Origin of the sequence: Legionella sp. km535, assembly GCF_003990085.1 — a bacterium.
GTDB lineage: Bacteria > Pseudomonadota > Gammaproteobacteria > Legionellales > Legionellaceae > Legionella > Legionella moravica.
On sequence record NZ_RZGU01000018.1, the window covers coordinates 1 to 12,410 of the forward strand.

Here is a 12,410-nt window from a genome sequence, read left to right on the forward strand (position 1 = left end):
TGCTTCATGCTCTGTGCTATCCTGCTGACACCTGGTCGCTCCTGTTTCAACAGTGCCTTCCCAAACTGCTTGAATTCATCCGCAACCGATGCAATCAGGAGCAGAACACCGCAGGCGATGCACTTTCACGAGATTCCTGGCCCGAAGCGCTGCTTGCTCAGGTTGAACGTATTGCTGCACCTGACTCGACAGGAGAACCTTCCGTTCCTGTGCTGCTCACACCCGGCACTATCACGCCCGCATCCAGCCTTGATATTGCGATACTGCTAGCGGCGTCTACCGATGTGTCCGAAACTGTTCTACGGAATATAGTCAAACATCAAGGTTTTGAGCCTAATGCTACCAGCAACGAAGGATTAGCTCCGTTTCATCTTGCCGCAACGCGAGGAAATACACGTTTTGCTGCAGCACTGCTTGAAAGAGGCGCAAACTATAAAGTGAACTACAAAAATTTCTACACCCCACTTAATCTCGCCCTCAATAACAAACACATGCTCTTTGTCCAATGGTTTCTCCAGACACTATCCGAACATGAACGAATCAACGTACTTATTACAACGAACCAATATGGCACGAACCTCATGCACCAGGTGGCATCAATACGCCCCAAACTCCTTAAACAGATTTTAGACTGCTTGCCTGAAGGAGCAAGAACAGGAACCGTGATGGAAAAAACACCATTTAATAATACCGTACTGCATTTAACTGCAAAAAAATGTCCCAAAACTCTGAAAACGCTTCTGGACCGCCTGCCCGAGGCAGAAAGAGCTGACGCATTGATGATAAAAAACGGTGATGGCCATGCAGTGCTGCACCAGGTTATGGAATATGACCCAGAACTACTGGAACAACTGTTCGATTGCCTTCCCGAAACTTCACGAATTGGTGCTGCTATGGTACAGAACAATGATGGAAATACCGTTCTGCATCGAGCCGTACAATGTAGTCCCCAAACCCTGAAACAGCTTTTGGACCGACTGCCCGAAACAGAAAGAGCTGACGCATTGATGATAAAAAACGGTGATGGCCATGCAGTGCTGCACCAGGTCTTAAAATTTTGCCCAGAGCTCTTGGAGCAACTACTCAATTGCATTCCTGAGGTAGCGCGAGCTGGTCTCGTAATGATACAAAACAATGATGGAAATACCGCGCTGCATCTGGTCGCAAACAACTTCGCATACCTGAAGCTACTTCACGATTGGTTGCCCAAGACATCAAGAGCTGACGCTTTGATGATAAGCAATAGATATGGTTATTCGGTGCTTGACTTTGTCTCAGGCCATTTCGAATCACTGAATCTGCTTCTGGATTGCCTGCCCGAAACAACAAGAGTTAACGTTATAATGAAATGCAACAAAGATGGCGATACCATCCTGCATCGAGCAGTAAAAATTAGTCCCAATATAGTGAAGCAGCTTCTGGACAAACTCTCTTTGCCAGCAAAGGCTAACGCTGTGATGGCGTGCAGCCGATATGGCTCGACCGTACTGCATCATGCAGCACATTATCCCGAATCGCTAAAACTGCTTCTGGACTGCCTACCCGAGGTAGCAAGGACAAACGCTGTGATAAAAAGAACCCATAATACCGAACCCGTGTTGCAATGGGCTGCAGGCTATCCCGAGTCTCTAAAACTGCTTCTGAACTGCCTACCCGAGGGAGTAAAAACTGATGCTGTGATGGCAAGGAACCGTAATGATGAAAACATGCTGTACCTGTCTGCAAAGTATCCCGAATCCTTAAAACTGCTAATAGACTGCCTGTCCGAGACAGCAAGGGCTGAGGCCGTAATGATACGCAACAAGAATGGCAATAGCGTGTTGCACGAGGCCGCAAATAACCCCGGTTCTCTGAATCTGCTTTTGACCTGCTTGCCCGAGACAAAGAGAGCTGGTGTCATAATGACAAAGAACGATGATGGCAATACCGTATTACACTGGGCCACAAAATCTCCAGAAGCACTGAAACTGCTTCTGGACTGCCTGCCTGAAACAACAAAAGCTGACGCCGTCATGGCAAGAAACAATTACCATGAAACCCTGTTGCACTGGGCCGTAGACTATCCAAAATCACTAAAACTTCTTCTGGACTGCCTGCCGATGACAGCACGAGCTGACGCTCTAATGACAAAGGACTGCGATGGAAATACCGTGTTGCACCATATATCAAACCAACCCGAATCTCTAAAACTGCTTCTAGATTGCCTGCCTGAGACAGCAAGGGCTGGAGCACTACTGGTAAAGAGCCGCGATGGCGATACCGTTATGGATAAAGCGAAACGCTTAGAACAGTACCAATCCGTACGTTTTCTTGAAGAAGTATTGGAACAAGCGAAACAACAAACAGCCAATCAAACTAGCCCGGATTCAACCATACCCAGCAATGATGCTGGCCCTGGTTTATCAACACCCACATCTTCATCAGATATCGGTACTTCTACCCTCCTTGGCTCATATTCAATTTTTAGCCAGGGTTCAGTAACTCGGCCAGATCCAGTCAGTTCGGGCGAAGAAAGAGTATTAAAAAGATGAGTCTTGTGAACAGGATAGCAAGGTCAGTCGCTATGCCCATATCTGGCAGGCTAAGGAATTAAAATTCACTCTCCCCCACGCTTCACGTGGAGGAGAGGTGGTATTGAGCCAGATGAAATAGGTTTAAAAAATGCCGAGATTCACTCTTCATATCTCAACGCGTTGGTAATAATTAATAGCTTATAAACACAAACTGAATTTAACAGCAATCTCAAGCAGTTCCCATTCAATTAATGATCGATTTTAGGCCGGACAATTAATACGTCACATTCAGCGCCATGCAATATTGCATTTGCAGTAGAGCCTAACAATAAAGACAAACCATGTTTACCATGACTGCCTGTTACGATTAAATCGATTTTATGTTCTTTCGCTACTCTTAATATCTCATTTTTAGTAGAACCGAATTCAATAAACCGGTGTTTCGCATCAACGCCTAATTTATCCGCCAGCTCATCCAATTCTTTCTCAGCTTGTTCACGAATGGACAACTCGACTTCAGCAAATCCAGCAAATCCAGGATATGCATAAGCCGGGATGGGTTCAACAACATGAACCAGTATCAGATCAGCGCTGTTTTCATCTGCAATTTTCTTTGCTTTCTCAGCAGCCCTGATCCCTACCTCATCAAAGTCCGTAGCAAATAGTACCCTCTTATACATCATGTTCTCCTTAAAAATCCGTTATCTGAGTTAAGATTAGCAGATCCCGACTAAATTTCCCATAATTAGACTGAATTGATTGTCCAAGATTTTAAGTTTGTACTTCATTATGATTGTTAATTTCATGGTATTTATGATATAGATCCCTGACTTATTCATGTGCTAAACACAGTCGAAGCAGAATGTAATTCGGCCTTTATCAGGGTACGTCCCATGTTATTTGATTTAGTTGGTGCTTTAACATCCCTGCTCTCAACTTATTTTTTTATTCGCCTGAATAATAAAGCTTGGCCGATTGGAATTTTAGCCACCATCCTGAATGGATGGCTCTATTGGCATAAAGGAATTTATGCCGACATGATGCTTGAAATAGGATACTTCCTCAGCATGTGTTATGGTTGGTCAATATGGTATAAGCAATCCTTAATTAAAGATAACTCAACGCAAAAACCATTAGGAACACTGACCATGACTCAATGGTTATTGTTGATGCTAACTTTGGTAGCTGTGTTTCTCTTCATTTTTTATATTTTACACACCTTAACTCACTCTACTGTTGCAATCCTTGATGCGGCAACGACATCATTGAGTCTTGTAGCGCAATGGTTAATGTGCCACAAAATCATAGCAACCTGGGTATTATGGTTTATAACGGATGCTCTTTTTGCCGTAATGTATCTCAATAAAAACCTACCCTTTCACTGTGTATTGATGCTGATTTATACCGGTTTGGCAATTGCTGGATATTTAGTATGGGCAAGAAAGTCCAAAGTATTTTCTAATAATGACAGTACTTATAAAGAACACTTTTTCTCAGTTTAAACTCATAACATCAAGATGATTCATTTAAACAGTATAAAAAAATTAAAACCTCAGAACAGTTAAGCACGCATCAATGCCCCGTCATCCCGAGTGAAACGAAGGATCTCCTGGATTGTGCGGGAAGTCGAGTGCGGTGCCACTTGAGGGGAGATCCTTCACTGCGTTCAGGATGACGTGTACATTCTGAATGACGAATAAAAAACCGTCATCCCGAGTGAAGCGAGGGATCTCCTGGATTGTGTTGGAAGTCGAGTGCGGAGCCACTTGAAGGGAGATCCTTCACTGCGTTCAGGATGACGTGCACATTCAGGATGACGTGTACATTCTGGATGACGAATGCATTCTGAATGACGAATAAAAAACCGTCATCCCGAGTGAAGCGAGGGATCTCCTGGATTTTTCTGGAAATCGAGTGCGTTGCCACTTGAAGGGAGATCCTTCACTGCGTTCAGGATGACGTGCACATTCTGGATGACGTGTACATTCTGGATGACGTGTATATTCTGAATCACGAATAAAAAACCGTCATCCCGAGTGAAGCGAGGGATCTCCTGAATGAGGCTGGAAACAGAGCTTAAGATTATACGACATTAAAGTATGCTACGTTTCAGGTTATTTCCTCTGATATTATATTTATCCCCTAATAATCATAATCAGGGTAAAAAGTCCACACCAAAAAGGAACATTTTATGCAAAACCAATCGTATATGTACTTTGTAGCAAATGCTTATAACACTGTTTTATATGTTGGTGTCACCAATAATCTGATACGTCGTATTTATGAACATAAAAATAAATTGATAAAAGGTTTTACCCAAAAATACAATGTAGATCGGCTTGTCTATTATGAAATTTTCGACACAATTGTTTTAGCTATTGAACGTGAGAAACAGATAAAAGGTTGGTCACGAAACAAAAAGAATGATCTTGTTAATTCATTCAATTCTAATTGGAACGATTTATACCAATCGATACTTTAAAAATTACGCCACTGCGTGGAGATCCCTCGCTATGCTCGGGATGACGAGTAATCCTTTAAGTGCAGGTTTAAGCGAAAAGACCCGATAAAAAGCGCAACATACATCAATATGTGAGCATTTTTCAATCTATTGATACGCCAAAGATTTAACCCAGCAAGACGGTCAGATTTGAGTGCAGGTTAAGCGAAAAAGCCCGAGAAAAAGCGCAGCATACATAAGTATTTTGAGCATTTTTCTCGGGCTTTTTCGCTTAAGATGCGCCAAATATGACCGTCTTAGGGATCAACCGATATTGGAGAGCCCAGCTACCGGCCTGATCCAGGGTTTTAATTTAGCCAACTCAGGCGGTAATTGATTAGTCGTACGTTGAGCCAATGTTCTACTGTCATATTCACCATAAGTCAGTATATACCAGCTGCCTTTTGCATTTTTAAAATGCCTTATCTTTGTATTGGCAAACAATTTATTATTTGTTCTAAAGCGATGTATATCACTTTCATTATGACTTGCTACTAATTGAATGGTATAAAGGTTACTGCCTGATTTTTGATCTTCTGGTTTGCTCGCCAGCGTTGCTGGTTCAGGCTTTTTGAACTCAACCAGTTTTGACTCTTGTACAGCAGCTACCTGCGCTACAGGAAGTTGCATTTCTATCAATTCTTTTCTTGCTTTTACAGTAGGAATAACAACAACCTTATCGACTAATGCTACAGTATTCAATTCCTGTTCGCCCTCTTCCAAATCATCCAGAATCTGCTTTTTAGGAAGAGCATAATGCATCAATTGATGTGTTGAAGAATCCTGCCATGAGGCGATATAACTTATGGGTGTTTCAATCCGGGCGACTTTAATTTCACGCACTACTGATGATATTGACGGCAAGGTTGTTAATTGCGCCATCTGTGGAAATCGTTCCTCATTAGAGATGCCACTAAAATAAACATAAGATAGTCCCGCTACTGCAACAGCACCTAAAGCCATACTGGTGCGCTTCAAGATGGCCATCTTGTTAGTGTCTTTTTGAGTTGAGCACTTATGAATGTAGGATTCAAGATTCGAGTTTATTTTTGCCAAACTGCCTTTTGTGAACTGATAAAACTGTTTAAATTGCACATCAGTAAGTGGTTTGTTAATTAAACGACCCGCCATTGCACGCTGCAACATATAGGTTCTTGTCTCACTCTCATTCAATGGACCCAATTCAATGGTATGAATTAAATTATTATATTGATCGACCGCTAATTGATTAAGCGCAGCGACCAATGAATAATCAGAAACCAGACACAGATGAAAAAAGCCAAAATCTTCCTGGCTTTTAATCGCGGTCATTGCCTCTTTGATAAAAGACTCTGGCAAATTTTGCGCATCATCGATAATCAGCAAAACATGAGCCTTACGTTCATTAATTTGGGTTACTATAGACGCAAAACTGGTCTCTGAACTTGCATTTAAATGCAATTGCGCAGCAATATCACTGATGATTTCTTGTTCATTGCATGGAGGCTTTATCGACATAAAAACAGGTTTTATCTGTTGATCCAGATTTTGTTGTAATAAAGAACTGAAGGATGTTTTTCCACCCTCTTTCTCGGAAAGTAAAGTAATCAAAACATTGTTAAAAAGAACCAAATGATTAATGAAATCGATCTTGGCTAACCATGATCCGGGTTTAAAAAGCATTCTAGGTTGATTTCCAGCACCAGTATCAGGCTGAATCTTTCCATCTATCATTTTTATTCTCCTTCTACAGCATTCATAAGCGTATTATGCAAACAGTTAGCAGTTACTTTATCATCAAGATAACAATAACCAGGCTCTTTAATCACTACAAATCGTAAACAGTTGTTTTTAATTTTTTTATCAAGACTCATTAAATCCGTTAATTGTTTCAAATCAATTGATTTAGGTATTTTGTGAGGTAAATGAGCATATTCCAGCATCTGCTCAACCAATTCAACTACTTTTGCATCAAGCAATCCCATATTGCAGGATAAAATGGAGGAGCAATACAACCCTATTGCTACAGCTTCGCCATGTAGCCACCTTTGATACTGTGTGTAAGCCTCAAGTGCATGGGCAAAAGTATGGCCAAGATTTAGAAGCGCGCGTTGGCCTGATTCCCTCTCATCTCCAGCAACAATCTCAGCCTTGATTTTACAACAATGAGCAATCAAGTCAGGAAGTTCTGAACTGTTTTGAGTTAACCCGGATTTCAAAGCATCCAAAAGACGGTATAAAAAATCACCACCTACCAATAATGAATATTTTATCATTTCCGCCAAACCCGAACGAAACTCTCTGTCCGGCAAAGTTTCAAGGGTATTTAAATCGATTAATACAGCATTAGGCTGATAAAAACTGCCTATCAAATTTTTACCAAGTGAATGGTTAATGGCTGTTTTACCCCCAACTGAAGCATCAATCTGCGCTAACAATGTAGTAGGAATCTGAGTAAAGGGTACGCCTCGCTGATACGTTGAGGCTGCAAAACCTGCGACATCACCAATTACTCCACCACCAAGAGCAACAATTGTCGTGTCTCTATGATGCTTGTTTCGAATTAATGCATCATAAATGGTAAATAAACTCTGTTGATTTTTAAACTCTTCACCGTCTTTTAAAATAACTGCATCGCATTGAATTGATGCAAAAGCAGATTGTATGAGCGACAAATAAAGCGGCGCGACGGTATCGTTAGTGACTATCAGTACCTGTTGTGAGGGAATCCAATGCCGCAATAATGAAGCGTCATTAAGACCCTTGCGACAGATGATGATAGGGTACTGATATCCCGGCAAACAGACATCAACCTGAGAATAAGCCTCAAATTTCGCCATAGATATATTTTATAATGTTATTCGCTACAGCCTTCACCGTTAATTTATCAGTTTCAAAGCTCACATCAGCTAACTCATCATAAAATGGCTCGCGTTCGTCTCTTAAGGACTCTAATCTGCCTTCCAGATCTTCAGTTTGCAATAAAGGACGCTTGGTATCACGCTTGGTTCGTTCAAATTGTTGTTGCAAAGATGTTTTTAGGTAGATAACGGTGCCTCGACCAGCCAGAGCATTTCTGTTTTCCGGAGTGATGACGACTCCACCACCAGTTGCTAATACTATGTTGGTTTTTTGAGTTAACTCATCAATAACTTTCTGCTCTCGACGTCTGAATCCTTCCTCCCCTTCAATATCAAAAATCCATGATATATCGGCACCAGCACGCTCTTCAATGACCTCATCCGAATCAAAGAATTCTAATTTGAGCTCCTTTGCCAAAGCACGGCCTATTGTGCTTTTTCCAGCACCCATGGGGCCAATGAGAAAAATATTTCGTACTTTAACTATGCTCATTTTTTCTTACATACCTCATTAACTGTTGTGTCATAATTAACAAATCCATTATAACAACAAATTAGATACACGTCTTAGTTGATTTTATGATATTAAACAAATTCCATAGGCCATTTTCAATAAAACAGCATCTGAAGTGCCTTAAATTTAACGCATATTCGTTTTGAATATGTTTTTAAAACTACTGACTACGAATTTATATGACCTATTCTACAACGAATAGATACTAAAATCCTCTATAATTATAGTTTATCAGATCTATAGACTTAATTGAGATTATTTATAGACCTCTTTTTCACGCCCTTGAATCGTTGTAATCGATAAGGAATTCGTTATTATCCTCGGAGTGATGAAAATGAGCAACTCCTCATTGTCCAATCTTATCTGTTTGTTACTGAATAAAATCCCTACAACGGGTAGCTCGCCCAGAAAAGGAATTCTTTTAATGGCTTTATTTTTATCTTGTTTGTAGATTCCACCGAGCACTATCGTCTGCCCGTTATTCACCAAGACATTGGTCTGTATCTGTTTTGTCAGAATAATAGGAACTCCAAGTACTCGCTCACCAGAATCAGCATCCTGATTAATCTGCAAATCCATCAGGATTTTATTATCTGGTGTAATTTGTGGGGTAACTTTCAAACTCAACACCGCTTTTTTGAATGCCACTGCGGTTGCTCCACTCGAAGTAGATTCCTGATAAGGTATTTCTTTACCTGATTCAATAACAGCAGCCTGTTGATTGGTAGTAATAACACTGGGACTTGAAATCAGTTCTGCTTGCCCTTGACTCTCCAAAGCGGATAACTCCAAATCCAATAAGATGTTATCTCCCAACCTTGCCAAGGCGATACCAACAGATGCAGGTATGGCATTATTTGGAGCGGCAATCAAATCCAGGTTTAAACGCTGAGCTATTGGCACGTTTGCCGGATTGGCTATACCCTGAGGCAATTGCAACTGATTTGCCCCCTCCAAAGTACCGCTTAAATGAGTTGGCTTGGAAACCCCCCATCGAATACCAAGATCCTGACTGAAATTTTTATTTACCTCTACAATTCGAGCTTCAATTTGGACCTGTTTAACAGCGACATCCAATTGCTTGATTAACTCCCGGACCTCTTCAATTTTAAGACCTGTGTCCTGAATCCAAAGGGTATTTGTCCTGGCATCAACACTGATTTTACCTCTGGGAGATAAAAGTGAGTTTGTTTTGTCTTTAATCAAGATTGCAATGTCTGAAGCTTTTGCATAATTAATTTGAATCAAATCAGATCGAATCGGTTCAAGTTTCTCGATAGTCTGTTGGCTTTTAAGCTCATCCTCTTCCATTTTATCCAAGGACGCTTTGGTATCTATCAACATGACATTACCAGTTTTACGTTTATCCAATCCCTGAGTGGTCAATATAATATCCAAAGCCTGATCCCAGGGAGTATCATTCAAGCGAAGGGTAATATCCCCCTGGACTTTATCGCTCACCACCATATTAATCCCAGTAAAATCAGCGAGTAACTGCAGAACGGCACGAATATTGATGTTCTGGAAATTCAGGGAAATCCGCTTACCAGTAAACACTTGCTTTTTAAGCTTTGCCTGCTGAACTTCTTCCGCAGTCAAAGGGAATATATCAACCATGAATTGCTTGTTCACCTGATACACAAAATGTCCATAGTCCCCTTTGTTCAGAATGGTCATACGAACATTTTTACCGTCCTGTTGCATCGTAATCACCTGAGCCGGGCTATGAAAGTCAGCAACATCAAATCGTTTCATTAAATTAGTGGGGATTTTGGTATTAATAAAATTAACAACCACTTCCTTGCCAACCTGAGTTACATCAATTGGAATACTGGCGTCGGAAACGTCTATAAGCACTCGTCCGCCCTGCTTTTCTATGCCGCGAAAATCAATGCGATTGATTTGATGCTTTGCATTCACAACCTGGTTGGTGATGAATACTTCTTTATTACCCTGATATATTTCATTACTCTTGCCGTTTAAAACCAGGCTATAAATATTCCCGGCAGAACTACCGGAATAAGAAACAGTACGTTGCAGATCCAATATTGCTCTCACTCTATCTGCCACAGCAACAACAGTGTAGGATTTTAAAGATCCCAACTCCACTTTTTTCATCTTCTGATCGGAAGGTAGTTGCATATCAGTCTTAATAAAATCGAGTACTATCCGCGCTGGTTTCTGCGTGATGAAACTTGCAGGAAGCTGCTTTAGGGGATGAGTAAATTGAAAATCGATACGTACCCTATCTTCGGGCAATGGAATTAGTTTGACTGAGGTCAACGAATTTTCCTGGGAAAATGCCACACCGAAACCAGCACCTAACATAATCAAAATAGCGATAATCTTCCGCACCCTGCGCTCCTACTTGCCAGTATCCAATTTAATTGTGGTTATTTTTTTTTCCCACGACCCTGTATCTTTTACAGTTTCTTCAAGTTTAATCAATTCTTGTGTGATAATAATTATCCGGCCGTAATTTTGTCCCATATAATCCCCAACTCTGACTCGAGTTATTTGCTGATCGGGTTGTTTTATCAAGGCCCAGATAACAGAATCTCGTTCTAATATCCCGACAAATTTTAATGCATCCAGAGGATATGCTTCCAGCGGCTGTTTTAATCTCTTTTGATCAGGAGCATACAAATCGGCATTTTTCTTCAAAACTACGGGTTTAAACGGACTGCGCCGTTGATCATTGTCAGGAAATTTAAAAACGGGCAATGGGGCGAATTTGGGTATAGGTTCTATCGGTTTGCTAGGGCGCGATTTTATGTCATTGATGTACTTCACCAAATCACTATTATCACCCGAACAGGCACTGAGCAGCAATGATAAGGCTCCTAGTAGCACTGCATGTCTACACTCTTTATATTTGATCATTGTGCTCGGTATCGATATATTTTAGCTGTGATGTTCATCACTAATTCATCCTCTGAAACGGTTTTACTGTCTTTAGAAGATTCCCCTTGAATAGTAAATTCATGCAAAGTCACAATTCTGTTCATTTCTGCTACGCGGCTTAAAAAAATGGCCAACTGCATGTAAGTACCCACTACTGTAATTTTAATCGGCAATTCAATATAGAAATCATGAACTACTTCAGCTTGCGGTGCAAATAACTCAAAATTTAATCCCGAGGTCACACCGGTTTTAGAAATTTCTTCCAACAATCCGGGCATCTCATTCTTTGCAGGTAATTGCCTCAGCATAGTACCAAAACGTTCGTTCATAAGTTGCAATTGATTTCTGTACGCTTGTAAATTGGAGGCTTGATGCTGTTTCTTTTCAAACTCTTCCCTTAAGGTTGCCTCCTGAGTCTGCAGAGTCTCATACTGTTCAAAATTAGCTTTAACTACTAACCAATAGCCTAATGCAATGATCAAAAAACTCAGTCCGGCAATTACCCCAATTTTAACCGCCGTAGGCCATTGACCTACATTTTCCAGTGTGAGTTCGCTTATATTGACTGTATTCATAATAGGGTTACCAGTCTAGTATTTAGATTTAAGCATAAAGCTTAATTTAAATTCATTATCTGCCGCTTGCTTGGTATCATCCATTTTCTTAATCTCTGTTAACACTGGTGATTGAATCCAGGCATTATTTTCTATACTTCGCATGAGAATGGAAATATTAGTATTTGATTCAGCATATCCCCATACTGTTACGATATCATATTGTCGCTCCAGTTTGGTAACATAAATCCCGGAGGGCATCACTTTAATTAATTCATCAAATAAATGAACCGTAAGAGTTCGTGTCGATTGTAAATTCTGAACAATGGACATTCGGGAGATTAATCCCTCACGGATTTGTTTTAATACTTTAATTTCCTTTATCTGTTCATCTAAACTGGAAATTTCCTTTTGTAGCATTTGATTCCGTGCTGTTTGATTGTTTACCAGATGAACCGCGTACGAATTAATTAAAAAGACAATGACTGCTGCACACACTATCCCTATCAGAGACATGGTTGTAAAGAGCTTCTTTTCTTGCTCTCGCTTGTGTTCACGCCATGGTAGCAGATTAATTTCAGTCAT

At 40.6% G+C, this 12,410-nt stretch carries 11 protein-coding genes; 3 read left to right on the forward strand and 8 right to left on the reverse strand.

Annotated features, from left to right (window positions below):
• A partial coding sequence (locus tag ELY21_RS11110; RefSeq protein ID WP_199741700.1) for an ankyrin repeat domain-containing protein occupies positions 1–2,531 on the forward strand: 2,531 nt, incomplete at its 5' end.
• A 230-nt stretch (positions 2,532–2,761) separates the two neighbouring features.
• Here the strand turns inward: ELY21_RS11110 and ELY21_RS11115 are convergent.
• Positions 2,762–3,193 (reverse strand): universal stress protein, encoded by a 432-nt coding sequence (locus ELY21_RS11115; protein ID WP_127109641.1) that lies wholly within the window; start codon positions 3,191–3,193, stop codon positions 2,762–2,764.
• Positions 3,194–3,406: 213 nt separating this feature from the next.
• Here ELY21_RS11115 and pnuC point away from each other — a divergent pair, with 213 nt between their 5' ends.
• Both pnuC and ELY21_RS11125 read left to right on the forward strand, forming a co-directional pair.
• Complete coding sequence (gene pnuC / locus ELY21_RS11120; RefSeq protein ID WP_127109515.1) at positions 3,407–4,015, forward strand: nicotinamide riboside transporter PnuC; 609 nt, start codon at positions 3,407–3,409, stop codon at positions 4,013–4,015.
• Positions 4,016–4,704: 689 nt separating this feature from the next.
• A complete protein-coding gene (locus ELY21_RS11125; protein ID WP_028384358.1) occupies positions 4,705–4,995 on the forward strand; it encodes a GIY-YIG nuclease family protein in 291 nt (96 codons plus the stop codon).
• A 282-nt stretch (positions 4,996–5,277) separates the two neighbouring features.
• On the opposite strand, the gene ELY21_RS11130 is transcribed toward ELY21_RS11125, so the two are convergent.
• From ELY21_RS11130 to ELY21_RS11160, 7 genes are all read right to left on the reverse strand, one after another.
• Positions 5,278–6,726 (reverse strand): SPOR domain-containing protein, encoded by a 1,449-nt coding sequence (locus ELY21_RS11130; protein WP_127109517.1) that lies wholly within the window; start codon positions 6,724–6,726, stop codon positions 5,278–5,280.
• A gap of 2 nt (positions 6,727–6,728) precedes the next feature.
• Positions 6,729–7,832 (reverse strand): 3-dehydroquinate synthase, encoded by a 1,104-nt coding sequence (gene aroB / locus ELY21_RS11135; RefSeq protein WP_127109519.1) that lies wholly within the window; start codon positions 7,830–7,832, stop codon positions 6,729–6,731.
• Positions 7,819–8,346, reverse strand: coding sequence for a shikimate kinase AroK (aroK, locus tag ELY21_RS11140; RefSeq protein ID WP_127109521.1), 528 nt, complete (start codon positions 8,344–8,346; stop codon positions 7,819–7,821). Before aroK ends, aroB begins: the two co-directional genes overlap by 14 nt.
• A 276-nt stretch (positions 8,347–8,622) precedes the next feature.
• Positions 8,623–10,722: a type IV pilus secretin PilQ gene (gene pilQ / locus ELY21_RS11145; RefSeq protein WP_127109523.1), complete on the reverse strand. Its 2,100-nt coding sequence runs from the start codon at positions 10,720–10,722 to the stop codon at positions 8,623–8,625.
• Between the two features lie 9 nt (positions 10,723–10,731).
• The gene (locus ELY21_RS11150) at positions 10,732–11,250 is read right to left on the reverse strand and encodes a pilus assembly protein PilP (protein WP_127109525.1); all 519 of its coding nucleotides are present in this window, start codon (positions 11,248–11,250) and stop codon (positions 10,732–10,734) included.
• Positions 11,247–11,846, reverse strand: coding sequence for a type 4a pilus biogenesis protein PilO (locus tag ELY21_RS11155; RefSeq protein WP_127109527.1), 600 nt, complete (start codon positions 11,844–11,846; stop codon positions 11,247–11,249). Before ELY21_RS11155 ends, ELY21_RS11150 begins: the two co-directional genes overlap by 4 nt.
• Before the next feature lie 15 nt (positions 11,847–11,861).
• Positions 11,862–12,410 (reverse strand): PilN domain-containing protein, encoded by a 549-nt coding sequence (locus ELY21_RS11160; protein ID WP_127109529.1) that lies wholly within the window; start codon positions 12,408–12,410, stop codon positions 11,862–11,864.

Bases quoted from the DNA above. Each gene is read 5' to 3' on its own strand.
- ELY21_RS11115 (WP_127109641.1), bottom strand. From the start codon at position 3,193: ATGTATAAGAGGGTACTATTTGCTACGGACTTTGATGAGGTAGGGATC.
- pnuC (WP_127109515.1), top strand. From the start codon at position 3,407: ATGTTATTTGATTTAGTTGGTGCTTTAACATCCCTGCTCTCAACTTAT.
- ELY21_RS11125 (WP_028384358.1), top strand. From the start codon at position 4,705: ATGCAAAACCAATCGTATATGTACTTTGTAGCAAATGCTTATAACACT.
- ELY21_RS11130 (WP_127109517.1), bottom strand. From the start codon at position 6,726: ATGATAGATGGAAAGATTCAGCCTGATACTGGTGCTGGAAATCAACCT.
- aroB (WP_127109519.1), bottom strand. From the start codon at position 7,832: ATGGCGAAATTTGAGGCTTATTCTCAGGTTGATGTCTGTTTGCCGGGA.
- aroK (WP_127109521.1), bottom strand. From the start codon at position 8,346: ATGAGCATAGTTAAAGTACGAAATATTTTTCTCATTGGCCCCATGGGT.
- ELY21_RS11150 (WP_127109525.1), bottom strand. From the start codon at position 11,250: ATGATCAAATATAAAGAGTGTAGACATGCAGTGCTACTAGGAGCCTTA.
- ELY21_RS11155 (WP_127109527.1), bottom strand. From the start codon at position 11,846: ATGAATACAGTCAATATAAGCGAACTCACACTGGAAAATGTAGGTCAA.
- ELY21_RS11160 (WP_127109529.1), bottom strand. From the start codon at position 12,410: ATGACTGAAATTAATCTGCTACCATGGCGTGAACACAAGCGAGAGCAA.